The sequence below is a fragment of the Bradyrhizobium sp. WSM4872 genome (assembly GCF_055811715.1).
In genome coordinates this window covers 150,885-176,378 of the sequence record NZ_JBVVPT010000005.1, presented here as the reverse complement: position 1 = coordinate 176,378, position 25,494 = coordinate 150,885, and the positions used below count along the sequence as shown (strand labels likewise).

25 protein-coding genes and 1 pseudogene are annotated in these 25,494 nt (G+C 58.7%); 1 reads left to right on the top strand and 25 read right to left on the bottom strand.

Annotation, left to right across the window (positions count from 1 at the left end; all coding sequences use genetic code 11):
• Nucleotides 1-175: 175 nt before the first annotated feature.
• A pseudogene (locus tag AC0L3C_RS09805) lies at nt 176-280 on the top strand (LysR substrate-binding domain-containing protein); the annotation flags it as partial.
• A 276-nt stretch (nt 281-556) separates the two neighbouring features.
• On the opposite strand, the gene AC0L3C_RS09800 reads toward AC0L3C_RS09805, so the two are convergent.
• The 25 genes from AC0L3C_RS09800 to AC0L3C_RS09680 all read right to left on the bottom strand — a co-directional run bounded on the left by AC0L3C_RS09800 (nt 557) and on the right by AC0L3C_RS09680 (nt 24,726).
• On the bottom strand, nt 557-697 hold the full coding sequence (locus AC0L3C_RS09800; protein ID WP_473407814.1) for a hypothetical protein: 141 nt from the start codon (nt 695-697) through the stop codon (nt 557-559).
• Between the two features lie 831 nt (nt 698-1,528).
• Nucleotides 1,529-1,834 (bottom strand): hypothetical protein, encoded by a 306-nt coding sequence (locus AC0L3C_RS09795; protein WP_473407813.1) that lies wholly within the window; start codon nt 1,832-1,834, stop codon nt 1,529-1,531.
• Between the two features lie 9 nt (nt 1,835-1,843).
• Nucleotides 1,844-2,392 carry a Rossmann-fold NAD(P)-binding domain-containing protein gene (locus tag AC0L3C_RS09790; RefSeq protein WP_473407812.1) on the bottom strand — a complete coding sequence of 183 codons (549 nt, stop codon included), beginning with the start codon at nt 2,390-2,392 and terminating at the stop codon, nt 1,844-1,846.
• Nucleotides 2,393-2,650: 258 nt separating this feature from the next.
• On the bottom strand, nt 2,651-4,765 hold the full coding sequence (locus AC0L3C_RS09785; RefSeq protein WP_473407873.1) for a TonB-dependent receptor: 2,115 nt from the start codon (nt 4,763-4,765) through the stop codon (nt 2,651-2,653).
• A gap of 217 nt (nt 4,766-4,982) precedes the next feature.
• Nucleotides 4,983-5,696 (bottom strand): HoxN/HupN/NixA family nickel/cobalt transporter, encoded by a 714-nt coding sequence (locus AC0L3C_RS09780; protein WP_473407811.1) that lies wholly within the window; start codon nt 5,694-5,696, stop codon nt 4,983-4,985.
• A gap of 164 nt (nt 5,697-5,860) precedes the next feature.
• Nucleotides 5,861-6,841, bottom strand: a complete 981-nt coding sequence (hypB, locus tag AC0L3C_RS09775) for a hydrogenase nickel incorporation protein HypB (protein WP_473407810.1) — start codon at nt 6,839-6,841, stop codon at nt 5,861-5,863.
• The gene (locus AC0L3C_RS09770; RefSeq protein ID WP_473407809.1) at nt 6,841-7,197 is read right to left on the bottom strand and encodes a hydrogenase maturation nickel metallochaperone HypA/HybF; all 357 of its coding nucleotides are present in this window, start codon (nt 7,195-7,197) and stop codon (nt 6,841-6,843) included. The genes hypB and AC0L3C_RS09770 overlap by 1 nt, the downstream gene beginning before the upstream one ends.
• A complete protein-coding gene (hypE, locus tag AC0L3C_RS09765; RefSeq protein WP_473257961.1) occupies nt 7,191-8,258 on the bottom strand; it encodes a hydrogenase expression/formation protein HypE in 1,068 nt (355 codons plus the stop codon). Before hypE ends, AC0L3C_RS09770 begins: the two co-directional genes overlap by 7 nt.
• A complete protein-coding gene (gene hypD, locus AC0L3C_RS09760) occupies nt 8,255-9,385 on the bottom strand; it encodes a hydrogenase formation protein HypD (protein WP_473407808.1) in 1,131 nt (376 codons plus the stop codon). Before hypD ends, hypE begins: the two co-directional genes overlap by 4 nt.
• Complete coding sequence (locus tag AC0L3C_RS09755) at nt 9,382-10,074, bottom strand: D-sedoheptulose-7-phosphate isomerase (protein WP_473407807.1); 693 nt, start codon at nt 10,072-10,074, stop codon at nt 9,382-9,384. The genes hypD and AC0L3C_RS09755 overlap by 4 nt, the downstream gene beginning before the upstream one ends.
• A 13-nt stretch (nt 10,075-10,087) precedes the next feature.
• Nucleotides 10,088-10,369: a HypC/HybG/HupF family hydrogenase formation chaperone gene (locus AC0L3C_RS09750; RefSeq protein ID WP_007594357.1), complete on the bottom strand. Its 282-nt coding sequence runs from the start codon at nt 10,367-10,369 to the stop codon at nt 10,088-10,090.
• Nucleotides 10,339-12,798 (bottom strand): carbamoyltransferase HypF, encoded by a 2,460-nt coding sequence (gene hypF, locus AC0L3C_RS09745; protein ID WP_473407806.1) that lies wholly within the window; start codon nt 12,796-12,798, stop codon nt 10,339-10,341. The genes AC0L3C_RS09750 and hypF overlap by 31 nt, the downstream gene beginning before the upstream one ends.
• Nucleotides 12,795-13,997: an NHL repeat-containing protein gene (locus AC0L3C_RS09740; protein ID WP_473407805.1), complete on the bottom strand. Its 1,203-nt coding sequence runs from the start codon at nt 13,995-13,997 to the stop codon at nt 12,795-12,797. The genes hypF and AC0L3C_RS09740 overlap by 4 nt, the downstream gene beginning before the upstream one ends.
• A gap of 2 nt (nt 13,998-13,999) precedes the next feature.
• The gene (locus tag AC0L3C_RS09735) at nt 14,000-14,869 is read right to left on the bottom strand and encodes a NifU family protein (protein ID WP_473278180.1); all 870 of its coding nucleotides are present in this window, start codon (nt 14,867-14,869) and stop codon (nt 14,000-14,002) included.
• Nucleotides 14,870-14,898: 29 nt separating this feature from the next.
• Nucleotides 14,899-15,123: a hypothetical protein gene (locus tag AC0L3C_RS09730; protein WP_473278179.1), complete on the bottom strand. Its 225-nt coding sequence runs from the start codon at nt 15,121-15,123 to the stop codon at nt 14,899-14,901.
• Between the two features lie 13 nt (nt 15,124-15,136).
• Nucleotides 15,137-15,346 carry a hypothetical protein gene (locus AC0L3C_RS09725; protein WP_085395754.1) on the bottom strand — a complete coding sequence of 70 codons (210 nt, stop codon included), beginning with the start codon at nt 15,344-15,346 and terminating at the stop codon, nt 15,137-15,139.
• Nucleotides 15,343-16,389, bottom strand: a complete 1,047-nt coding sequence (locus tag AC0L3C_RS09720) for a hypothetical protein (RefSeq protein WP_473407804.1) — start codon at nt 16,387-16,389, stop codon at nt 15,343-15,345. The genes AC0L3C_RS09725 and AC0L3C_RS09720 overlap by 4 nt, the downstream gene beginning before the upstream one ends.
• 90 nt (nt 16,390-16,479) lie before the next feature.
• Nucleotides 16,480-16,806 carry a hypothetical protein gene (locus AC0L3C_RS09715; protein ID WP_473257988.1) on the bottom strand — a complete coding sequence of 109 codons (327 nt, stop codon included), beginning with the start codon at nt 16,804-16,806 and terminating at the stop codon, nt 16,480-16,482.
• Nucleotides 16,803-17,288, bottom strand: a complete 486-nt coding sequence (locus tag AC0L3C_RS09710) for a hydrogenase maturation protease (protein WP_473257993.1) — start codon at nt 17,286-17,288, stop codon at nt 16,803-16,805. Before AC0L3C_RS09710 ends, AC0L3C_RS09715 begins: the two co-directional genes overlap by 4 nt.
• Before the next feature lie 134 nt (nt 17,289-17,422).
• Entirely contained in the window at nt 17,423-17,731 is a 309-nt protein-coding gene (locus tag AC0L3C_RS09705) for a hypothetical protein (RefSeq protein WP_473407803.1), read from the bottom strand.
• A gap of 47 nt (nt 17,732-17,778) precedes the next feature.
• Nucleotides 17,779-18,090 carry a hypothetical protein gene (locus AC0L3C_RS09700; RefSeq protein WP_473258001.1) on the bottom strand — a complete coding sequence of 104 codons (312 nt, stop codon included), beginning with the start codon at nt 18,088-18,090 and terminating at the stop codon, nt 17,779-17,781.
• 100 nt (nt 18,091-18,190) lie between these two features.
• On the bottom strand, nt 18,191-19,789 hold the full coding sequence (locus AC0L3C_RS09695) for a nickel-dependent hydrogenase large subunit (protein WP_007594382.1): 1,599 nt from the start codon (nt 19,787-19,789) through the stop codon (nt 18,191-18,193).
• A gap of 61 nt (nt 19,790-19,850) precedes the next feature.
• A complete protein-coding gene (locus tag AC0L3C_RS09690) occupies nt 19,851-20,813 on the bottom strand; it encodes an NADH-quinone oxidoreductase subunit B family protein (RefSeq protein WP_473258381.1) in 963 nt (320 codons plus the stop codon).
• A 736-nt stretch (nt 20,814-21,549) separates the two neighbouring features.
• Nucleotides 21,550-22,995, bottom strand: a complete 1,446-nt coding sequence (locus AC0L3C_RS09685) for a sigma-54 dependent transcriptional regulator (RefSeq protein ID WP_473278175.1) — start codon at nt 22,993-22,995, stop codon at nt 21,550-21,552.
• Between the two features lie 414 nt (nt 22,996-23,409).
• Entirely contained in the window at nt 23,410-24,726 is a 1,317-nt protein-coding gene (locus tag AC0L3C_RS09680) for a DUF3422 family protein (protein WP_473278174.1), read from the bottom strand.
• Between the last annotated feature and the right edge of the window lie 768 nt (nt 24,727-25,494).

Here is a 25,494-nt window from a genome sequence, read left to right as displayed (position 1 = left end):
GAAGCCTCCAGCCTGCGGACCTTGCACCGATCTGAGTTGAAAAACACAGTGACAAATTCTCGTGTTGAAACGGTCGCCAGTGGAATGCCCATGACAAAGAACGAGGGCCGACGGCCCTCGCAGTTTGGGAGAACAGACTCGCGCAGTATCCGGGCGCCGTCATAACATCGTCGGCATGACGAACTCCGACGTGAAGCGGGTGCAGTGGCACCAATGGTTCACCGCGAATGGCTTGGAAGCACCTGCGCTTCACGGCATGAGATTCGACCGGAGCTTTGTCTGGTCGAGCCTTACCGAAAACACCTGAGCGCCCGGTATTCGCTAGCGCTTGCGCCAATCCACGGCGATGTTTGATCTCTTAGTGCACACATCGTGCACACGGCGCCTTCTAACTGATTGAAAAACTTGAACTCTCGGTCCAATCCATCAAGGGTGCTACAGCAAAGCGTCTCTCTAACATCCTGTTTTCAGTCATTTTTGTAGTTCAAGTCGGTCCAACCGATTTTTGGGCCAGCAAATGATCGGGAGCATAGAACTAGCGTATTTTTCTTTCTTTTCAACTGATTAAAGCAATCCCGGCTTCTTCACGTATTTCGCCTTCGTCGATTCTTTCCTCGAAGCCAGTACTGCATTGCAGTACTGGCTGTGCGCGTGCAGTCTCGCGTTGCTGCATGCTGCCAGCGGCGACTTCGACCACTGCCGTCTCGGTAGCGTCGCACAAGCGAAAGCCTATCAAGTCAGAAGCGAAGTAGCGCTGCGCTTTGTCGGTGCCAAGTCCTCCAATGCGCGGATCGTAATTTCGGCGGCCGTCTTGTGCGCAAAATTAAACCTCGTAGGCTCAAATCAAAAACACGCGACACCCAATTCTTGCAATTGGTCGAACAGGCGAGTCCCCCGGCTCCCCGCACAGCAAGGCCTACTATGGCTAGGGACGCGGGTCCGAAACCCTGCACGTCCTACATCCCGCCTAATCCGCGACATAGCGCGATATTCCGCTTCCTAATCATTCACGGGACGCTTTTTGCGTATGAACAGCCGCTTCGCGCCAGAAGCGGCCGTTCCATGATGGGCGCATTCAACGAATTGACTCTTCGACAAGCGATCGGCGCAAATTTGGCTTGGCGACGACGTCACTCCCCTCCCGATACATCGGCCCGCCGCTGACACTGCAGCGCATTCAGTTAGCCTACTCAGGTTGGTTGTCTCTAGATTTTCTTTCATCTCTCGGTGCAAACGAAAAGGCTACGCGACAATTATCCGATCCGACCTGAGCGGATACGTCTCGATCGCAGCACCAATCCTGGACTGGAACGGCGATGTTGGCTTCACCCTAAGTCTCGTCGGCACCCGGGCCTCCATCAGGATAGAGCCTTTCGAGCGATCACTTGAAAGCACTACTCCACAGGGCCTATCGCAACGCAAGCCCTTTGGCGGCAAGACCGAGGGCCGCGACTAGCCTATTGCTCGGACAACGACAGCCCGTCACGGCAGCCACGCCATGATCCGCCCACTCATCGGCCCGGGGCACCTAGCATATCAGCGCGCGATGCTCCTGGAAAAACGCGCGCAGGGTCGTCGGCTTCCTCTGCAAGATCCGCTCTGCCAAATCGTTCAACGATTGGAATGCAGAATTCTCGGCTTCGTACCTCAAGAACTCCCAAAGGTACTCCGCGACCCCCTTCCTGTTGTAACGCTTCTCCCAGATCCCGGTAAATTCCCGAAGAAACGCCTCCTTTGACCCGTCATGAGAAATCGGCTGGAGCAGAACCTCGCTCATGATCGCTGCAACCGCATCCGAGGTGAGCAGATCCTGACCGTTGTTGATGGTCAGCAACTGGTTGACCTAGCGACGGTCGGGAGACAGCAGAAGACGGGCCGCAATCTCTCCGACCTCCCGCGGGTCGATGTAGGGAATATAGCGTTGCGGCCACACCAGGGACTTCGTCCGCTGGGTAATTTCCGCGATCCTGATGAAATTATCCATATAGGAGGCGCCGATATTGAGGTAGGTGATCGGGAGCCCGCTCGCATCCAGCACCTCACGCGCGATGAAATGTTGTGTCGCGGTGCCGCTTCCGAAGTCACGCAGCCTCTGCGGAATCTGGTCGATCTTCTGTTCCGGCTCGTGCCCGACGATCCGAACGATGTGGACCACCGAGCCGACTGCCTTGATCGAAGCGACGAGGTTGGTCATCGCGACCTTTTCGTCCAGATAGGTCGGCGTGACGATGAATATCCCCTCCGCATCCCGGAGCGCTTCGTCCAAGCGATGCCTGATCGAAATAGTCGGCGCGACATATCTGCGCATCCGGGAACTGCTGCACGAGATGCTCGTCGTTGCCGGATTGCTCGAGATCAACCGCAACTTCACGTGCGGAGCCTTGAAGCGCACAAACCTCGCAAGCGGATTTCCGATGTGCGCGTTCGCCCCGAACACGGCAATGGTGTTCGGAGGCTTGTCTAACGTCGTCGTATCATAGGCGCTGCCTGGCTAGGAACGGTCGCCAGTTCGCGGGCCGCTGACATGCACCGGTCAGATCCAAGCTTCGCAACAAGCGATGCTGACGTTTGCTCGATTGAATGTAGCGCAGCTCTCAGTCAGGAGCTCCGAAGCAGTACTTCAGCTAACGAATTGAAGCTTTGATGTCGGTTAGAACGACGACGCCAGCGTTACACGCCAGGCTCGCGGTTCGCCCGGATGCACATGACGGTCGGCGATGCCGCCGATCGGCTCACCCGGTAGACGCGATAGATAGTAATATTCGACCTGGTTGGTCTGGGCGCCGAACAGGTTGAGCACGTCCAGCTGCAATCGCGCACCATTGTCAAATCGGTAGCCTGCGCGCGCATTGAAGATCAGCGAGGAAGCCGAACGTACGCTATCGTCCTCAATCAATGGACGGGGGCCGAAATAGCGCGCCTTCAGCGCGCCGAACCAGCCTATTTCACGACCGACGATGATGCTGCCGCTGGCGATCCAGGCCGGGGCACCAGGAATGCGGTCGCCCGTGGGATCGAGATCGCTGAAGCGCGCGCGGGTATAGGCAAGATCAAGGTCGAAGGTCAGCCAGGGCGCGGGCTTGTAACTATTGGTCCACTCCACTCCGACACGTCGGCTTGGCCGGCTGGGTTCGGTCGTTCCGGCATCGCCGACGAACAGGAGTTCAGAGTCGAAGTCGAGCACAAACACTGCGACCGAGCTGGTAAGGCCATCGATGGCCCTGGTGCGGATACCCAGCTCGGCGCCACGCGAGCGCACCAGGAGCGGAACACGATCGAGCGAGGTTACCTTATCGCGGGGATCAACGCTGATGGTGGCGCCGCGGATATCATTGCTGTGCAGGCCGTAGCCGGCATTGCCGTAGAATTCGGTCTTGAACCAGGGTCCAAACACGATGCCAGCTTTCGGACTCATCATCGACGCTTGGGCGTTACCAGAATTCTGCGGCGTGTCGCTGAGAACGCGTCCGGCAAAGATGTCCTCGCGAATTCCAACAGTGGTCCGCAACCAGTCGGCCCAGCGCGTGGTGCTATCCATCCAGATGCCGACGCTTCCTTCCTCCACGCGGTCCGCGCGTACGGTCGAAAGCCATGCGCGCTGCTCGGTCCCAAATAAGCCGACCTGGATATGGTCGTGGCGGCCCTGCCCGCCAAAACGGGTCTGTGTTTCGAACCCACCGAAACGCCAGTCGAATGCATGCCGCGCATCGAAGCCGCCGAGTGTGCGACGATCGAGTTGGCTGAATTGGTCGCCGTTCAGCGGATCATCGAGGACATAGGTGAAGTTGTTGAAGAGCTGAAGCTCAGAACGGACGACATAGGCGCTGATATTGCTTTGGCCGTACTCGCCTGAACGAGCCCAACTGCCGGAGAGACTGAAGCGGCTGGAGGTGCCGCCGTCGGTCGGATCGAGCGAGCCGAAGCGGCCGATGACACCCAGATCGACGGCGCGCTGCGCGATCTGATCAGTCGAATTCCAGCCGTTGGAGTAGGCCATTCCAGTGAACGTGAATCCGTCGGTCGCGATACCCTGACTATAGCGCAAGACGCTGTTGATCTTCCGCACCTTGTCCGGCACGTCCCAGGGACCGCCGTATTTGCTGCTCTCGGCAGCGGCGAGCAGTGTACCGTCGCCCACCGCGGTGGAACCCGCCACCAGCGCTCGGCGATACCCAAAACTGCCAAAGGTCATCTCCGCGATGTTTTTCGGCAGCTTGCTCATGTAGTCGATGCTGACCGCGCCAGCGGACGCGAAATCGCCGACGTCCGCGAAGTATGGACCTTTGCGGATGCCAACCGACTGGATCAGCTCGGGGATCAGGAAATTGATGTCGGCGTAGCCCTGCCCGTGTCCGTGCGTTGGCATGTTGACAGGCATGCCGTCGACACCTATCGCGAGGTCCGTACCGTGATCCAGATTGAAGCCCCGCAGAAAATATTGATTGGCTTTGCCTTCGCCGGAATGCTGCGTGACGATCAGTCCAGGAACGACCTCCAGCGCCTCGCCTGGCCGCGAGAACGGAATGGCATTCACCTGCTCACCGCTCACAAGCAAGGCGCTCGCGGCGGCGGACTGAAGAGCTCCCACGGGGCTTGACGATGCACCCCGCATGCCCCCGCGAGTGCCTTCACTGCCTGTTTGCGGCTGATCCGACGGCACAATATTCCTGGTTCGCGATGCCCTATTTTGCGCCGCTTTTGCCCCGACAGTCCGCCTGCGCGGCGCGACATCCGGCGACGTCACCGTGACCGGAGGAAGCTGCATTGGCTGAGCCACCGCAAGCTCTTGCGCCGCCGAGGGCACTGCCGGACCGGTTAGGGCAACGAAAGCTGCCGAGCAGACCAATCGCCGCAGGAATTGCTTCGTCCGGTCACTTCTCACAATGCCACTCTGACGCACCTCTAGAACAGCAGTGCATAGAGACCGACAGAGCTCGCAAACACGAATAGCTCCACTCATGCCCGGCCAAAGCGGATGCCGCCTAGGTTGTCGCGTAACTGTAAGCGATTGCCGTGGTATAGACAGTCAGAGCCCCCAGACCGATTGTAACAGCGCCAACGACACCTTGGATCGCGCGGTTGGTCCACGTCAGCCACCGGGCCGAGATTGCCAGCGGCACGGCGATGATGATCGAAAGGCAGCCCATTCCAAACATCGACCCGATGCCGAACAGCCCGACGTACAGCATTCCGTAAACGGGATTGCTGATTTGCGATACCGCGAGCACCAGCAACGCGGCCGAACCGGCAATCCCATGGACAAGCCCCACCAGCAACGAACGCCAGCGAAACCCGTGGTCATGGGTATGCGCGCGTTGCTGATCTATCGATCTTTCATTCCGATGGCTATGAACGTGAGTGTGCTTTGTTCCGTCGAAATGTCCGTGGCGATGAAAATGAACGCGATCACGCCATAGCTTCCAGAGAACATTGATGCCCAGACCGATCAACATCACGCCAACGGCAGTTTCGAGCGGTAGCGCAAGGCTTTCGGGGATCGCGTGGCCTAGCAGGATGGCGACACCAGCGAAGACGAAAAGGGCGAGCGTATGTCCGAGTCCCCAGGTCAGCCCATGCCTGACGATATCGCCGACATTGGTACGCCGGGCTGCGATGCTGGAGACTGCAGCGATATGATCCGCTTCCAGCGCATGTTGCATGCCGAGCAGGAATCCCAGCCCCAAAATCCCGAACATCTGCGCCCCCGCGGTCTGTGGCAGACATACCCCGCTGCATATCGGGGAACAGCCGGCCGTTCGCACAACAATCAACGTTCGCGCAGATCGCGTATATCCATCTGCGATAGAGAAGCGTCAGAGCAGAACATTGAAGCGAGGACCTAGTCGGCGCAATCAATGCTCTAGGCGAACACAGCCTCGCCTGCCTTGCTCAATTCACGGCGCAACCAGTCGTACCAATCGGCAAGTCCCTCGCCGGTACGCGCTGAAAGCTGAAACACCGTGATGTCCGGGTTAACAGTCCGCGCATTAGTCACCGCCCGCGAGACATCAAAGTCGACATGCGGCAGCAGATCGAGTTTATTCAAAATCATGATCTCTGCAGCACGGAACATGTGGGGATATTTCAGCGGCTTGTCTTCGCCCTCGGTCACCGAGAGGATCACAACCTTTGCGCGTTCTCCGAGGTCGAACATCGAAGGACACACCAGATTGCCGACATTCTCGATCATCACCACTGATCCCGCCCCGGGTTGCAGCTCGCGCAACCCGCGGGCAACCATGTCGGCCTCGAGATGGCACCCCGTGCCGGTGTTGACTTGCACCGCCGGCGCTCCTGCGGCCCGAATTCGCTCACCGTCATTGGCGGTCGCTTGATCGCCCTCGACCACGTAGATCTTTAGCTCGGCAGACAGGTCGCGAATCGTGTGCTCCAGCAGCGTCGTTTTGCCCGAACCCGGCGAGCTGACCAGATTGAGCGCGAGGATTTCGCGACCCGCAAACCATGCCCGGTTTTTGGCCGCCAGCGCATCATTCCTTGCGAGGATCCGTGTCTCCAGCTCGATCACGCTGCCCCCAGCGTGATCGTGTCGATGCTCCACGCTGTGATCATCGTGGGCTGCATGACTATGGCTATGACGTGTGCCATCGGCGTGAACATGATCGTGGACATGATGATGGTCGTGGAGACCGTCATGGGGGTGGTGGTGATCGTGACTATGCATGACACCATCGCCCAGCAAATGTTCATGTTTCAGGTGATGCGCATGCTCATGGCTATGATCATCGTGATGGGAATGGCCGCTCATATCGATTTCCTTCCCGGTCTGAAGATTTAGGACTGTGGCGCCTCGCTTGTCTCCGCATCCGCAATGACCACACATCAAGCGACCTCCTCTTCCAGTTCCATGCTCTTGATGTTCAATTCTTCGCCCTGCAATCGCGTCAGCCGGCGCGAACCGCAGCTACACGCGCTGAACAGAGTCCGGGTGACGAACTCCAGTCCACAAGAATCGCAGCGGGCGCGTCCCTCGATCTTCCTGATCTCCAGCGTTGCGCCTTCCAGCATCGTCCCCCGGGCAACCGTCTCGAAGCAGAAGGCGATCGCGTCCGGCATCACGCCGGACAATTCGCCAACATCAAGATTGACGCGGCGAACCCGACGGCCCTTGGCGGCGTCGCCAACGATCGCGATAACGTTGCGAGTAATACCTAGTTCGTGCATGAGGAGCCTCAGCAAATCCGCGGCAATTGCTCGCCCACCAACATGTCGACGATCCGCTGCCCGCCAAACACGGTGCGCATGGTGACACGCCCTGGCTCTCCCCGTTTGACCCTGCCGACGACTGCGGCCCCCGCGCCCAGCGGGTGAGCCCGCATGGCTGAGAGTGCGGCATCGGCCTGTTCGGGAGGCGTGATCACCACAATCTTCCCCTCATTTGCGAGATAAAGCGGATCAAGGCCAAGTATTTCGCAAAAGGCCTTCACCTCCTCGCGAATAGGAGTGGCGCGTTCGTCGATCTCAATCGCAACCTGGGAGGCTTCGGCGATCTCGTTGAGTACTGTCGCCAATCCACCGCGCGTCGCATCGCGCATGAATCTAACTTCGGGTGCCGCCTCTAAAAGTCTTTCGATCAGGCCATGAAGGCAGGCGCAATCGCTTTCGATCGTCGAATCAAGCGCCATGTCCCCGCGCGCGCACAAAATCGCTGCGCCGTGGTCACCGAGCAAACCATTGACCATCACCACATCGCCTGGCCTGGCGTTGCCGACTTCGAGTTCGAGGTTTCTGCGGATCACACCGATGCCCGTGGTGGTGATGAACAGCTTGTCGCACGCGCCACGTTGCACCACCTTGGTGTCGCCAGTGGAGATGACAACGCCGGCTGCTTGGGCGGTCATTGCCATCGAGCGCGCAACTTGGCGCAAGAGCTCGATGCTCGTCCCCTCCTCGATGATCACTGCACACGATAAATATAGCGGCTTCGCTCCCCCGACCGCGAGGTCGTTGACCGTTCCGCAAACCGCAAGTTCTCCAATATCGCCGCCGGGGAAGAATAACGGATCAACTACAAAGGAGTCCGTCGTGAAAGCGAGCCGGTCTCCATAGCCAGCCAGTTCGGCCAGGCTGAACCGAGCCTGGTCTTCTAGGGGCGCGAGCGAACGATTGTCGAAAGCCGCGACGAACACGTCGTCGATCAGATCCTTCATTGCCTTGCCTCCACCACCGTGGGCAAGCGTGACCTTATCGACACTGACTTTGCCGAGCTTCCGAGCGTGAATGAACGGCGCGACGTTCATACTGCCTCCTTGTAGCTCTTCTGGCCGCCATATTGGTAATAGGCTGCGCAGGCGCCCTCGGACGAAACCATCAACGACCCGAGCGGCATCTCCGGCGTACATGCCGAGCCGAATACCTTGCACTGCCACGGCTTGATAACGCCCTTGAGCACCTCGCCGCACTGGCACGACTTCGGATCGGCGATCTTTAAGTTGGGGATGGCGAACTTTCGCTCAGCGTCGTAGCCAGCATACTTTTCGCGTAGCTTGACACCGGAGTGGTCGATGGAGCCAAGCCCGCGCCATTCGAAGAACTCACGCAGTTCGTAGACGCGTGAGACCGCTTGCAGCGCGGCTGCATTTCCGCCATCCGGAACGATGCGGGCATACTGATTTTCAACCTCGCTGCGGCCATCCTTGATCTGCTTCAACACCATCCAGATGGACTGAAGGATATCGAGCGGCTCAAAACCGGCCACCACCATCGGCTTTCGGTAGAAATTGGCGATGAATTCGTAGGGAGTTGTGCCGATCACCATTGAGACGTGACCGGGTCCAAGGAAGCCATCGAGCTGGAGGCCCGGGCTGTCCAGGATCGCCTTGATTGTGGGAACAATGGTGATGTGATTGCAGAACACCGAGAAGTTGGTAATTTCCTCGGCTTCCGCCTGCAGGACGGTCAACGCCGTCGATGGCATCGTGGTCTCGAACCCGAGCCCGAAGAAAACGACCTCGCGATCCCTGTTCTTGCGGGCAAGCGCCAGCGCATCCATCGGCGAATAGACCATCCGGACGTCGGCACCATCGGCCTTCGCCTGCAGCAGGCTCTTCTTCGAACCCGGAACCCGCATGGCGTCGCCGAAAGTTGCAAAGATGACGCCAGGGTTCTCTGCAATCGACACGCAATCATCCACGCGTCCCATAGGCAACACGCAAACCGGGCAGCCCGGTCCATGAATCAGTTCGATCTCCTTGGGCAACATGCCCTCGAGGCCGTAGCGGAAGATTGAATGCGTGTGACCGCCACAGACCTCCATGATATAAATTGGCCTGTCGGGCGGCAGCGTCATGGTTGAGACCAGCGCTTCGATTTCCCGGACCAGGAAGCCAGCCTTTTCAGAATCGCGAAATTCATCGACATATTTCATGCTGCGGCCCCCTTCGTGGTGGCTGATCCGCGGTCGTCCGCCAGTAGCGTGTGCACGAGATCCCACAAGATATGATAGGCCGCCACGTGACATTCCTGGACGCGGTGGATGGATGTCGTTGGCACCACTAGGCAGAAGTCGACCAGACCTGACGATTTCATCTTGCCGCCGTCGCCGCCCGCAAGGCCGATCGTGACGATGCCAATCTCCTTGGCTTTGGCGAACGCAGCCATCAGATTGGTAGAATTGCCGCTGGTGGAAATGCCAACCAACGCGTCACCGGCTTTTCCCTGCGCCAACAGCTGACGGACAAAGACGTGCTCGAAGCCGAGATCGTTGCCAACGGCGGAGATCATTGCGAGGTCCGCAACGAGATTGGTCGCGGCGAGCGCCGGCCGGCCTGCAGTGATGGGATGAACAAATTCCACGGCCACATGGGAAGCATCGCAGCTTGACCCGCCATTGCCCATCGAGAACAGCCGGCCGCCCCGCCGGTAGACGTGGGCTAGAGCCTTGGCGGCGGCAACCAGAACCGGCCCCTGCTCGTCGAAGAAGCGGGAGTTGGTCTCGCGGGAGTCGCGAGCTTTCTCATTGACCGAATGCAGGAGCGCCGCGTCTAACCGCGCCGGTGACTGAGGTTGTCCGTGCAAAAACGGGTAAAGTGCCGTGAGATCGCTCTCGTTGGACATGGTGAGACCCTCCTTACTGGGCCGCCGACAGCTTCATTGCCTCGATCTCAGCCTGGGCTTCGCCGAGTTCGATCAGTATTTTCAAGGTCTGGGCCGCCTCTTCCTCGTTGATCCGACTCATCGCGAAACCGACGTGAACCAGCACCCAGTCGCCTACGCACGACTCGACCGGATGGTCGTCGTTCACGATGCAGGCGATGTTGATTTGTCGCTTGACGCCACCAACGTCGACCGTTGCGAGGCGCTTGGTCACATCGTCGATCTTCACGATGCGTCCGGGAATGCCGAGACACATGACCTGCTTCCTTCTGTTGACGGCCTTTGTTTATCGATCAGATGCGCGGCAGCGATGGTCGCTTGCCCCAGTGCAAGTCCACCGTCGTTGGCGGGAACCTGAGCATGCGAGAGCACCGAAAACTTCGCCTGTTCAAGACGACGGCTGACTTCCTGGAATAGAACCCTGTTCTGGAAGCAGCCGCCCGACAAGGCGACCGTCGAGAAACGCGGCTGCGTCGCATCGTCCTCACCGCCGGCGAGCTTTCTCGTCATAGCGACTATCGATATCGCCAAGCCCTTATGGAAGCGTGCGGCCATGACTGGCGCCGGCGTGTTCAGGATGAGATCACCGAGCACTGCGGCCCACATTGCTCGCGGCTCGATATAAGGCAGTCCTGACCCGGGCAAGTTCGGAATTGTCAGGGGATAGCCGAGCTCATCCCCCTCATTCAGCATCGTATCAGGATCGACAAGGGCTTCCAGTCGCGCCGCGGCCTCACCCTCGTAAGCCTGCCGCTCACGGCAGACATCCAGCGCCGCGGCAACGGCGTCGAACAGCCGACCACATGACGACGCCGGCAGCGCGTTGATGCCCTTCTTGATCATGGCATCGAGGGTGCCGCGCGGCTTGCCTGAAAAATAGCCATGTAGTGAGAGCTGGTCGAAATTCATCGAGAATTCAGGCCACTTCATCTCGGCCATCAGGTGCGCGTACAGGTTTCGCCAGGGCTCGCGAGCTGCAGTAGCCCCACCGATCATCGCGACCGGCTTGAACGTGCCAAGCCGTTGATAGCCCCGGTAATCGGCGAGCAAGAATTCGCCGCCCCAAAGCGTACCGTCGCCCCCCCAACCCAAACCGTCGAGCACGATACCGAGCACCGCAGGGGCATCCAACGGATAATTGTTTTCGGCAAGGCAGCTCGCGACATGGGCGTGGTGGTGCTGAACTTCAACAAGCGGCAGCCGATTGGCGACGGCGCGCTCATGGGCGAACTTCGAGGACAGATATTCGGGATGCAAGTCGACGGCCAGAGCGGCCGGTGCGTGATCGAACAAGCGAGCATAGAGCGCGAGATTCTTCCGGTAGTCATCGAAACATCTCGCATGCTCCAGATCGCCCTGATGCTGCGACAGGATAGCGGCACCATCCTTGAGAAGGCAGAAAGTCGATTTCAACTCGCCGCCCATCGCCAGCACGTCTGGCGCTGCCTCGAATCCCCTGGGCAGGACTATCCACTCCGGTGCGTAGCCGCGGGCTCGGCGCAGCAGTCTCACGCGGCCGCCGACGACGCGCACGACAGAATCGTCAATTCGGTTCGCGATTTCACGATCGTGGATCAGCGCATAGGAAGCGATCCCGCCAAGCCGTTCGCGCGCTTCCTCGTCTAACACAACCTGCGGCTCGTCCGAGAGGTTGCCGCTGGTCATCACCACCGGCCGGGCCATCCTACGCAACATGATAAGATGCATCGGGGTCGTCGGCAGCATGAACCCCAGCGTTGCAAGACCCGGCGCAATTGAGTCCGGCAGTCTTTCCGGGCCATTGGCCTCGAGCAGCACGATCGGCCCTGAGGGCGCCGCCAACAATGCTTCTTCCTGGGCGCTAACGCTGCAATAGCGACGAATCACGTCGAGATCACGGGCCATTAGGGCGAACGGCTTGGCGTCACGATGCTTCGTTCGGCGCAGCCTTGCTACGGCGGCGGCGTTCGTGGCATCGCAGGCCAACTGATAGCCTCCGAGACCCTTGATCGCGACAATCTCGCCATTCTTTATCAGGCCACACGCGGCATCAACATCATCCATCATCGAGAACTGGTCGAAGCTAAACGCCCGGCCGTCGAAACGAACCAACCTCGCCTTCGGCCCGCAGGCATGACAGGCGATTGCTTCGGCATGGAAGCGGCGATCGGCGGGGTCTTCGTACTCGAGCCGGCAGTCTGCGCACATCACAAATGGCGCCATCGTGGTACTGGCGCGGTCATAGGGGATAGCGCTGACGATGCCGAGCCGTGGTCCGCAATTGGTGCAGTTGGTGAACGGATAGCGATAGCGGCGGCCGAACGGGCTGGTGATCTCCTCGGCACATTCGGCGCAAATCGCGGCATCAGGTGCAACTTGGGTGTTTGCGCCACCGGTAAAGCTCCCGGCGATGACGAATTGCCCTGGCAGACCGCCACGAGCGGGCCTTGTCTCGACTGCATCGATACGGGCCAGTGGTGGCGAGTCAGTGTGGATGCGGGCGATGAGCGCAGCTATGGTGCGCTCGCTGCCGTAAAGGCGGATCAGCACGCCGTCCGCGTCATTTCGAACGTCGCCTGACAAACCAAGCTCACGCGCGAAACGCCAGACCGCCGGCCGAAAGCCAACTCCTTGCACGCGGCCGCGCACTCGAATCTCCGCTCCGACATTAGCGTCCGGTTGCGCGATGCTGCTACGATCGGTCACGAAACCGTCTCCCAGAGGAGCACGCGATTATTGCCAGCGTCAGCCACGACCAGCAGATCATCGCTGGCCGAAGCAGCGTAGGGCCAGCACAGGCTATCGCGCGTGGCAGAACGCCACCTATTGTCTCCTTTGGCCGAGAACATGGGCTGCCCAGCAAGCGCTATGGCAGGAGAATCCATTGATAGCCCGTCTAGTTCGAATCCAAGCAACCGCGAATTGGCGGTATCGGTCACGATCAGCATTCCGCCTTGCACGGTGAGTCCGTACGGCATGTTCATCGCGCTGGATGTCGGGTAATAGGAGGCGCGGTTGTGATCAAGGTTTGCGAAATCGCACTGGCCGAGCACGAAATCGCAGGGCTGTCCGATAGAACGCGGAAACGTTCTCCATGCCATTACGCGATTATTGCCAGCGTCAGACACGAATAGCATTCCGTTGCAGGCCGTAATGCCGTGGGGCCAGCGCATGCCGACCGCGCCGCCGGCCTGCCCAGCATTGTCATCGCGGGTCACAAAGTCGAGCTGCCCCAAGACCAGATCGGCCGGCGTGCCGTTCGAGATTGGAATACGATCCCAAACCAGTACACGGCGATTGCCCGTGTCGCAGACGATGAATTTCCCGTCCACGATCGCCACCCCGTAACACCAGTTCAATGTGTCCGCTTGGGGCGCGTTCGCGCCGCGATTGGCAAGCCCACTGGAAAAATCTGTCTGCCCAAGCACCACATCTGGGGGCTGGTTGGATGTTTCGGGGTAGCTATGCCAGATCAGAATGCGGTGGTTCCATGCATCGGCTACGGCTAGGACGCCATTGGACGCTGCGATTCCAGTCGGCATGTTGAGCGTCGCCGGTCCCACGTCGCCTTTGGCGTTGCGCCCTTCCCGCGAAAAGTCCGGTTGACCGATCACCAGATCAGCCGGTGCCTGATCGGCCAATGGCAAAGATCGCCAGATCATGAGCCGATGATGGCCTGTGTCACAGACAAACAGCGGCCCTTGCGCGCCGGCAAGGCATGCCCCACGCGGGCCGAACAGGGTTGTCGGGCCTGGCACGATTGATTGCGCCAGACCACTCGGCAGCGCCTCGCCCCCAAGGACAGCGCGCGCGCCGCCATGAGCCAAGAGCGGCCGCGCGACATGGTTATCTCCGGCCCTGGCAAGAGCCTGATGCAATCGGTGCGGGGCAAAGGAAACCTGCATGGCTACACCGAAATCCTGACCTCGACCCGAGCGCCTATAACGCGAACAGCATGGGATTGGAGCGCCACCTCCGGAGCGGTGAGGCATTCGCCGCTTGAAAGGTCATACTGAAAGCCATGATGCGGACAGGTGATAATGCCGCTTTCCACCTCGCCGTCGTGCATCGGAAAGCCGAGATGGGCACAAGCATTCTGGAAGCAAGTGACACTCGCACCCGCGCGCGACAACAATAGCTTCTCTCCCCCAATGGTGATCGCGCGAACCCCACCTTCCGGAATGTCGGCCAAAAGACCAGCCGAGAGCCAGTTCCCTTGTGCGTCAAGCGCGAACGGACTGACAAAGCGAACTCCGTTGTCCGTGGAGCTGCCCAGTCCTTTCACCTGTACAATCTCTGTAATTTCTGGACATGCCTCCTCGACTGCCTTCTTCACGCCGGCGTGGAACGTCAATGCGGACGCGGGGCAGCCGTCGCACGCCCCAATGAAACGCACCTCCACCTTGGGTGGGTTCACCTGGACGAGCTCCACGTTGCCGCCATGCGAACCCAACATGGGGCGGACGCCCTCAAGCGCCGCTTCGACTCGTTCGTTGAGACTGGGTTTGACGATCTGATGCCGGCGCAAGACCGCGTAGACGACCTCGTCGGCGACCGCATTCTTCATCGCCGCAAGCGCGGCAGGATCAGTCTTGAGCGCGCGGATCAACCGGCGCAACGCCTCTCCATCCAGCGCCTCGATGGCCAGTTTGTAGGCGCCGACGGCCGCCCGCTGGGTATCGTCCCATGTCGCAAATATGGCCTCCAGTTGCTCGATGTCGCCGACCAAGCCGGCAAGATCGTCGCGCGTGGTCGAGATCATATCGTGGGCGTTCATATCGTTCTCACATGCGGATTCCCGCAGCATCACCGATAGCGGAGGTTCCGAAAGAGATAGGGCTGCAACCCACCGCCGACGAACGCCGCGACGGGCGCCGCCATCCACACCGGGGCACCCAGCTTTGCGATCATGACCAGCAACGATGCAGTCACAAGCACGCCTACAAAAATCATGAGGAATGCTTTGCGCGGTTCGGCAAACAACTTGCCGCGGAAGAACAAAACGATTGAATTCTGAGCCATTGCCCACATGATATCGTTCTCCTCAGCCGACAATTGTAAGGATGGCGAGCCCAAGAAAGGCCCCGGCAACGCCGGCCAGGGGCCCATAGAAGCCCCCCAGTAGCGCGGCCAGTTCATTCCCCAACACCTTGCCGCCGACGACTACGCCTCCGATGACGCCGCCGCCAATCGAGGCAACGACGCCCAGGATAAACGAAACAACCAACATTTCTGGAGAAGACGGTAGGGTCATAGATCGGAAGCTCCGGTTTCGTTCGGTTGACGATTGCTGGGATGAGAACGCACGACCTGGCCATCGGCCGAATTCGATGCCAGCAACTCGCGCTGAATCTGGTCGATCGCTTCGGCAACAACCTTTCCCTTCTCCAAGTCGCCATGCGCCATGAAGATCTCCCGCGCTTCGCCGTAGTAGGCGCGCGCTTGTAAAAGATTGGATCGATTGCCACCGTTCGGATCGGAGGGATCGTCGGGCAAATTCCACAGACAGTTGGCTTTGTTGCAAATAGTGTTCGCGTATTCGAGCGGGGTCGTCTCGGGCGTCCGCACCTTCAGCGCTTCGTCGTAGGCTTCAAGTGCGCGTATGTTGTTTGCGATCGTGTGGCTCGAGGACACATATTGCAGGGCGTTGCCGAGATTGTTCTGCAGCATCGCATATTCAGTTGGATTGTCGATCAGCGTGATGACTTTGAGACCTTCTTCGAAAGCCTGCACTGCAAGTGCTTCACGCATTTTTCCGCGCTCGTCCGTCATGGGGATCGAGAGAAACGCCGTGGCAAGGTTGTTCTGCAGGATCACGAACTCCTGCGGAAACTCAGATCGCGTGAAAGTCCGCAGCGCACGTTGATAAGCGGAAATGGCGTCTGTGATGCGGGCCTTGTTCACGCCTGCAAGATTCTGCAATACTAGCCCGAAATTCATCTCTGCTTCGGCAAGCTCCTCAGGCCTGCCGAGCTCGGTCATGGTCCGGATTGCCTGCTCAAAGGCCGAGCGCGCCTGCTCAAGCGCCGCTGTACCTTCCTCCGGTATGGCCTGTAGCGCAGTGCCTTTGCGCGCCAGAATTCGAGCCGATAGAAGCCGCATGTCCCCAGGACAAATCGCCAGCGCCTTGTCATAGAGGACAACCGCAGCATGAAGCTGATCCGGCGATTTGGGCTGCCGCTGCAGACCCATCGCAATCTCCATCAGCATCTCGGCCCGCTCGGAGGGGCTCGCCTCGGCGTCATCAGCAGCCGCGAGGGCCGCACGCACTTCATCGCCGAGAAGTCCTGTAATCACTGCTTCCTCCGACCAGCGCATTTTTGGCTGCACGCTTGGTACGAGAGCTACTCTAGCAGCACGAAATCCGAACTGTCTATCTATTATGCGTTATGCAAACTTAGTTTGCAGGAAAGCGCCAGCGGCGATGAGCGCACCAGCTTCCGGCGACCACGCGACCGGCAGCTGTGAGGCGACGTATTCATCGACGGCGTGCTCGCGCAGGAAATCTGGCGCATGCACCACTCGGTCTCCTCGGCTGTTGCGAAGCTTGAGGAGATAGCCCCCGGCGGCGGCGTGACGGACTGGCATGATCCAGAGGTCATCCGCGCGGCGTAACAGGATGACCGCCTCCAACCCTGCAAAATAGCCGTCGTATGTTTCGCGGCTCAAATAAAGTGCCCCGCGCGCTATTCTGACAAAAAAGACAGCGGTCACGACGATCCCTCTGGGCCAAGACGTGCATCGATGAGCGTGGCAATGCGGTCGGTCACTTTCGCGACAGCGGCTGATGCGGCATCTGAGAGGCCGATTCCCAATTCGACTGTCTGCGCTTCAATCAAAAGCACGACGACGTCAGAGGGAAAGTCGTCGCGAAAGATCTTCCGGCCTGCGAAAAGTGCGTGATCCCACCGGAAATCGTGCAGGTTAAGCGATGGCTCGTAGCGCTGCTCCAGCTCGCTCCCTGGCACTTCGAAAACCGCCCCTGGCGAAGAGCCCGAGCGACACGCATCTACAACAATCAGCGTCCGGCACCCACGCGCCGCAAACATGGTCGCCATGCCGTCAGTTCCTGCAGCCAGCAGGCGGACGCTTTGTGGGCCCGCTCCAACACCGCGCGCTTCCAGCAGGCGCAGGACTTCAAGACCTGCACCGTCATCGAGGCGATTTGGATTTCCACATCCTATGACCACGATCATCGGGAGCCCGGTACGCTATTCGTCACCATCTGCGATCCCGCACCAGGCGACGATGTCTCATCGTGACATGATGCGCCGGGAACGACGCGGCGTATAGATCTGGTATCGGTCGCCTTCCGGCGCAGCATCGACACCTAAATGCGCCAAAGGCGGCAGGACCATTGGGGCTCAACGGGCACATCCAGCTCAGGCAGCTCGCAATAGCGGCGGTGGACCTTGTAATACATGCACGTTTCACACAGTTGCTCGAGACCCTCGTGTTCGACCGGTTCGAGGGTAAATCCGCCGAGCACGAGCTTCCTCTTCAGCTCGTTTCCTGCGGCTTTCAGCCGGGAAACGATGGCCTGGATGTCTTCATGGGAATCGGCCCGTGGCAGTACCTCCGTTTTGAGGCCACCCGCCAGAAGAGCGCGAATCTCGTCCCGGATCTTTCCGTCGCACACGGCGTCATCTCTCCTGAGGTTCGCTCTCGCGGCTGTCAGTCAAGACATCAGATTCGCCACAATCGGCACCACCACTCTGGCTCGACAGGGACCGCAAGCTCCGGCAGGTCGCACCATCTTCGATGCACCAGATAGTACATGCACTCCAGGCATCGCTGGTTATCCGGGCCGTACGGATGGTTTACAAAGCCTCCGACCACCAGCTTGCCTTCAAGATCCTTCGGATCCAGCCGGCGAAGCTGGAGCAAAATATCGCCAAACTCCTTGTCGGTTTCGGGAAAAGGCTCAACTTCCGTTTTGAGCCCATTCTCGAGCATCTCGGCGATCGCCTTGAGCACAACCTCTTTGTCAGACGCCATGCGCGACCGCCTTTCGCTCGAAAAATTCAGCATATGACGTTACAACCGGCAATTTAAGCACCAGCGTCCCGATACCCACAGCGTGCCCGATGAGCGAACCTCAGGCCGTTCGGAAGCGCGCCAATTCCTCGCCTGTCTTTGCGTCATGTGCGTGGACGGTGCAAACCAGACAAGAATCGTACGAGCGGCAAACGTGACCGACCTCGACTGGGTCGTGCGGGTCCCTGATCGGAGAACCGATCAAGGCCTGCTCCATCGGACCGCGAACGCCATCGGCCGACCTTGGGCCAACATTCCAGGTCGTCGGGGCAATGATCTGGTAATTTTTGATCTTGCCATCCTTGACCTCGATCCAGTGGCAGAGTGCGCCACGAATGGCCTCTGTAGCTCCCCAGCCGCGTCCATCCCGTTCGGTGGGCTTGATATACCAGGGGTCGTTGAGCCGAAATTCACGCAACGCGCGTTCGGCCTGGCGATAAAGCTTAACGCCTTCATGCATGCGGGCGAAGTGCCGCAACATGACGTTTGCCCCACCCAACTTCCTGTACATGTCGAGTACCAGTGGATCGAAGTGCTGCCAGGCTTCCCCATGCGTGCCGCCGGCGATCAGCTGACGAGACAGCGGTCCAGCCTCCAGGCGTCCTGATTCGTCGTGGCGCACGGCCGTCGACCAGGAATATTGGCCGTCCATATTGATTGTGTTCTTCTGCGTAGGCACCGTCTTGCGATCGAAAGGATGCACCCCACCCGGCTCATCGTACCAGGAACGCATCGTATCTTCCCGCGTGTGCTTCTGATCCATCAGCTTAAAGCTGTTGGCGTTACCGTCATAAACACCGCTCTTCATAATCAAAGCAGCGTTACGCCCATCGATCGTCGGCTTCTGATATTTGTCTTCATGCGGCAAGTACCCCCACGAGACGAACTTTTCGTGGCCCTTCCCGAACTTGTCCATCCCACAGTCAACGCTCATCCGCCAGAACATTCCTAGGTCGGAATTTGCGTGCTCGGGCTTCTCGTCGAGCCAGGCCATGAAGTCGTCATAGGATTTAATCTCTTCGTAGCGCTCCAATGAACATCCGAGCCAGATTTTCTCCATCCAGTCACGGCGGAAATATTCCAGGATCGACCACGCTCTCGTGACGTCGGTCAAGGTCGGTGCGCACATCACGCCGCCCGGGACCATGTAGCTTGAGTGCGGCCACTGGCCGCCCAAAAGCGCGTAAATTTCCACTGGCTTGCCAGAGATCGTGACGCCGATTTCGTAATTGCTTCCGGTGAACGGTGCCCAGCGTTTGACGGCTTCTTCGTAGTATTTCGATTTCGAGTAGTTCTTATGCGTGTAATCGATCATGAACAGACCGTAGTGATGACGCGGCAGGCTCTGAAGGCTTTCGACAAGCTGACCGAGATTCCGTGCCAGAATCGCATTGCGGGGCACTTCCGTTTGCCACGCGGTATCGAGCGCCCAGGCCGCGCACGTCAGATGCGAAGCACCGCAAATTCCGCAGGCCCGAGGTGTGACCACAAGGCCTGCCTGGGGGTCCTTGTCACGCAAGATCACCTCGAAGCCGCGGAACAACTCGGCCTGGGTCCAGGCGTCGACGACGACTCCATCCTGAATGTTGACGCGGACATCAAGGTCGCCTTCGACGCGCCCGACGGGAGAAATATCAAGTGTTTGAACGGCTGAGGGCATAGGAATGCATCCTGATTTTACAAGGTGAAATGTCTGCGCGGTTGTTGGGTGAGCTCGCAGCTCAAACGACGAAGATGTCTTCCTCGGCCCAGGCCGGAGACGCCGCCTTGGCTGCTGCCGTGAGCTTGATGTACCCGGCCTTGTCGACGCCGAGCGGCATGTCCTTTGGAACACCCATCATCGTTTGCGTCTTGAAAACCGTGCCCGGCATCAAATCGAAGAATGGGAATTCCGGCTCCGTGCACCCCATGCAGGGCATGCCGGCTCGCGTCTTCGACGACTGGCGATTCCACAGGATACGATTGCAAGGCGAGTGCGTCATCGGGCCGCGACATCCAAGGTCATAGAACAGGCAACCCTTGCGCTGCCCGTATTCGGTCGCGGACACCTTGTAGGCGAAGTGCATGTTGCGGGTGCAGCCCGTTTGCGTGAAACTCGTAAAAAACGTTTTCGGACGCTGGAATTCGTCTAGCGTCAGGTCGCCGCCGCGTCCCGTAGCGACCGCAACAACGATTTGCGTTATCCAATCGGGATGCGCGGGGCAGCCTGGGACATTGATGACGGGCAGCCCGGCCTTGGATTTATAGGACGGCCCGAGAAATCCGCCGTGCTTGCGCTTCAGGAATTGCAGCCCTTCGCTCTCCGACGGGTTCGGTGCCGTTGCAGGAATCCCGCCCCAAGTCGCGCAGTCGCCGATTGCGACGGTATAGCCCGCCACTTTCGCAAGATCGGCGACCCAATCCTTCATCGGACGGCCCGCAAACCGATTCCATTCGCCCGTGCCGTTCGGTGCGTTGACCACCGAGCCTTCGAAGACGAAAATATCCAGTGGCATGGCACCAGACACAAGCGCATTCAGCATTTTTCTGAGATTCTCACCGAGCTCCATGCCGAGCGAGGGGTGCCAGAGAACATTGATGCCAAAATCAGTGACTAGGTCGCAGGCGCTCGGCTCCTCCGCATTGAGGAACGACATCGTATTTCCCGAACATGCGCCGCCTTGGAGCCAAAGAAGATTCGCCATCAATTTCCTCCACTATGTTCTATCGCCAACCAATACGGCGCTTGAACAATAGTACAGCAAGACCTGTGCCGGATTGGGCGACCCTGAAAAGACCTTGTAAAGACAGATGCTTAGTGTGAAGTCGCCCAAGACGCCGAGGTGTTTCTTCTCGTGCATTAGCTGCAAAGAACGTTAGCTATGCAAAGTTAGTTTTCAAATTCGCTGACCGACGTAACGCGATAATGCGCGTCAACGAGCAGGTGCTCACGAGGGAATGACGCTCCAGGAAGAACATATTGCAGGCGGCCAACGCGGAGGGCTCGCTGCGCACACCTTTGGCCTCTTCAGAATTCGCCGCGCGCTTGGCACGCTTTCAACGCACCGGATGTTCTCTAAAATCCTGGCGTCTAGGTGCCGCGTAGTGAATTGTCTATTGAGCTCCGCGCATCGACCGCAGCGAACCGCCATCAGACCGGCAGGCTCAGCGCACGGCGGCTTGCGGCTATCCGTGACGGTTGCCACATGCCGGGCATGTCACTTCCAGCAAGTATCCATACCAGATGCCGCGACACCGGCTGCACCAATGGCCGGTGGCCTGACGCTCGGGCAAGCCAAGAGCTTTCGAAAGCTGACTAGTGCCAAGCTCCCTGAAAGGTTCGGAGCTTCCTGCCGGGTTTACTCGCGATTGCGGGAAGCGCACAATTCGCGCTAAGGGATCGCTGCCGTTTGCATCCTTATTGTCGGGCATCGCAAACTTTCACTTAGCTTCGTCGAGACCATATCGCTTGATCTTGTTGGCTAAGCCAACGCGCGACAGACCGAGTTCGTTCGCAGCCCGGCTTTGGTTCCACCGATGGCGGCTCAGCGCTTCGTTCAGAACCTGCTTTTCGAGGCTCTCGACCTTATCCTTCAGTGTCGTTCCCTGCGGCACAAATGCAAGCGCTGCGGTTAATCGCGGACGTGGTGGCGCTGCGAGAATGGAGGGCGACATATACTTTGTTGTCAAATACTCACCATCTTCCGCCAAGGAGACCATTCTGCGGATTTCGTTTTCGAGCTCGCGGACGTTTCCCGGAAACTCGAACGCTGCCAGCTTTTCAAGGGTCCCAGCGGAAATGCCAAGAATTTTGCGGCCCATCGCATCGGCATGTTTGGCTGCGAAAAACTCCGCAAGGGCCGGAATATCGACAGGGCGTTCACGAAGCGGGGGCACCTCGAGTTCGAAGCCCTTGAGACGAAAATAGAGGTCCTGCCGATATTTTCCCGCGGCAACGAGCGCCTGCAACGGCCGATTTGACGCAGCGATGATGCGAACGTTGCAGGTCTGCGTTTTGTCGGAACCGAGTGGTTTGACTTCGCCCTCCTGAAGAAACCGTAGCAGGCTCACCTGAAAGGATGGCGACACTTCCGATATTTCGTCCAGGAAGACCGTTCCGCCGTCGCCGGCGCGAAACAAACCGAGACGATCGGAGATGGCGCCCGTAAACGCACCGCGCTTGTGGCCAAACAATTCCGAATGAAGCAACTCATCGGACATACCGCCGCAGTTCTGGACCATCAACGGACTGGTCTTACGTGTCGAATTGTAGTGAATTGCGCGAGCCAACAATTCCTTGCCTGTGCCGGTCTCTCCTTGGATCAGAATAGGTAATTCTGTTCGCGCCGCCTTCCTCGCAAGATCGCACAGCTCGCTGAGCTTTTCGCTCACATAGACCAATTTTTCAAAACGCTGGCTCTCGACATGCAACGAAGCGCCATTACGTTGATGAACTCCTACCGTATCGCCTCGAATCTTGAACTCTCGCGACAGCATGCGATGCCGGCGTGAAAGCTCCCGCGACTCCAGCCCGCGCTCGACAACCAAGCCGATTTGCTTTGCATCCAACGGTTTTCGCACAAATTGATAGATCGCCGCCGGCGAAATCGCTTGTTGGCTCAGCTCCGTTTTAGCCTCAAGCGCGAGGACACGAACGATGTCCGGATGGCTGACACGCAAGCCGACGAGGAATGTCAAACCTTCTCCGCCTGACCCGTGTTCTGCCAGAACGAGATCTACGTGAGCGTCCGACAACGCGCTCGTCGCCTCTTCCGCCGAGCGGACGACCAGGACGCGATAGCCATATTCTTCCGATAAAACCACCTCGGCCGCCGACCATTGCGGTCCGCCTCGGGCAACGATGAGGACTGTTCCCTGCGTTTCCATGCAATGCTTCTTGGCTAATTGAAAACCTTCTTAGCAGCAGCGAGCGGAACCTTCAATGGGCATTCCGGGTGGCTTTGAGTGCTTAAAAAAGGCTGGCCGACACTGCTTGCCGCTAAAGGCGGAGAGAGCGGCCTTCACGGATTGCGATCAGACAACGGCCGCGATGAATGTTGAACGTCGGATAACCAGCTCATACAGCCTCACTCAAGCGCGGCTGCTTCTGAAGGACCCTCCGCCCGGGACGCTAACGTTTAGAGGTGGCGGCGTCATTGTCTCGCGCAACTGACCACACACGATCGGCGGCGAGTCGAACCGCACGCGCAGCAATCATACATAGTCGTACGCACCGATTTCCATACGGCCAATGAAGTATAATGAGTTCTGCTGCTGCTAGTCGGAGGCGCTTCTGAGTTGTCATCGCTCGTCGCTGACGTGCTTTCGGCGGATTCTCCGAACGATTGACCAAATCATGATTGCGGCAAGCGGAACAAATCCCGCAATCATGTAGTTCGGCTCAATCGGTACCCGTCCACTGTCATGAGCAGCTTTGACAACATATGCAAATAGCCCCACGACGTAATAAGTTATGGCCGCGACGGATAACCCCTCGACCGTTGTCTGCAGACGCAATTGCAGGCGAGTCCGGGCGTTCATTGATTGCAGGAGTTCCTGGTTCTGTTGCTCGAGCTCAACATCGACACGCGTTCGCAGGAGGTCTGCAGCGCGCGAAAGTTTGACCGAGAGATTGCCTTGCCGCGCATCGAGAGTGATGCAAGTGCGCATAGCAGGAGCCATTCGGCGCGCCAGGAAGGATGACCAAGTCGGAAACCCGCTCAGCTTTCTCTCACCAATCGTCTGCAGCCGCTGCGCAACTATCTCTTCATAAGCACGACTGGCTCCAAAGCGAAAACCGCTGGCGGCTGCGCCTGCCTCGACCTTCGCCGCCATCTCCGTTAGTTCATTCAACAACTGCCTGTTGCTGGCAATGTCGTTCGCCCTGCGCATTTCGTCCATTACTTCAGCTAACCGCTTTTCGACAAGACCTACGGTGGGCGCGAGCCGATGAGCTTCGGGCAAGCCAAGAAGGGCGAATGTGCGATAGGTCTCAACCTCAATGACGCGCTGAACGAGTGCTCCCGCGCGCTCTCGGTCTAGTCCTCGGTCGACAACGAGAATGCGAACAAATCCGCAGGAATCTGGCTGGAAATCGGTGGCATAAACGGCCTTCCCATCCGAGTTCTCTGCCATTGCCAGACTTGCGCGATCAAACAGAAGCTGCGGTGCTGGCCGATCTTGCTGTTCAGGGAGCAGATGCAAATCGAGAGCAACTAACAAGGGGCCTGGCTGGGGAACAAGCCCCATTACAGCTGCGAGCGACGTCGCTCCTGGGCTGAATGGCTCGACGTCGACATCTGATGGAATTTCCCAGGTATAAGTCGTGAACTCGGAATGCTGCTCCCATCGCAGAGCCGTCGTGCCGAGTTGCATGCGATGGTACCTTTCCTCCAGCGACGGTACCACCGGCCCATGTTTGCTGCATAGCTCTGCGAGATTGGCACGATCTATCCGCGCGCGTCCTTCCGAGGTATCGAAAGCGAAGTGCAGGATTCGGCTGGGAATGGAGATTGGCGTAAATGGACGAGCATGCAACTCGCCCAAGACCGCCGAACGCAATTCATGGGTTGATAGACTGCGCGCCTCATTATCAACGAGCAAAACGACATCATTCATTTGCAATTCCCGTGATCTTTAAAAGATGGACACTTCATCAAACGACCGGTACGCAAACTCCAGTGTACGGATGGGCTTCACCACGGCTGCGTTGTAACATCGCACATCCCAGATCCCACACCCCACATCCGAATTCACAAAGGGACGACTGTTCAAGGCTACTCGCCGCAAGCCGACGCCGTTCTGGCTGAACTATGTCGACATTGCCATGATAGTCGGGGGCTTGCCGGCATGGTCCTCGACGGCGCAATTCGCGGAAATCCGTGGCCGCACTTCTCCTGTGTACGCGCGCGGCGTCACCCATCGTGGTCCATATGCCCGTGAACGCGGGCGACATTATTGTAGGCGACCAGGACGGCCTCCTCGCATTCTGCCGTCCCTGGCCGCAACGGTCATCGAGAAAGCATTGGCGCAGGAGCAAAATGAACACGGCACTATCGACGCGGTCCCTGAGGGGCGATGGCATCGCGCCTTCGTCGATACGCTCGGGGCGCGTTGCGCGAACTGAGCGGCAAACGATGACATTCTGATCGCGCAGCCGTCCTATTTGCTCGTCCCACTATCCAAATCTACGACGCGCAAATGGTCGACCTGTACCATTGGGTCTGCGCACGGTGTTTCGGTGGCGTGAGGGCTGCGGAGAGAGTGGCACTCACACACGCAATTTTTTGATCATTCCACCTAGAATGACTGGGACTGCTAGTGGGCACTCACCCGCGCCGGCCCCGGCAAATTCAGAGCCTGCACATGGGCCACAAGCCGGCTGAC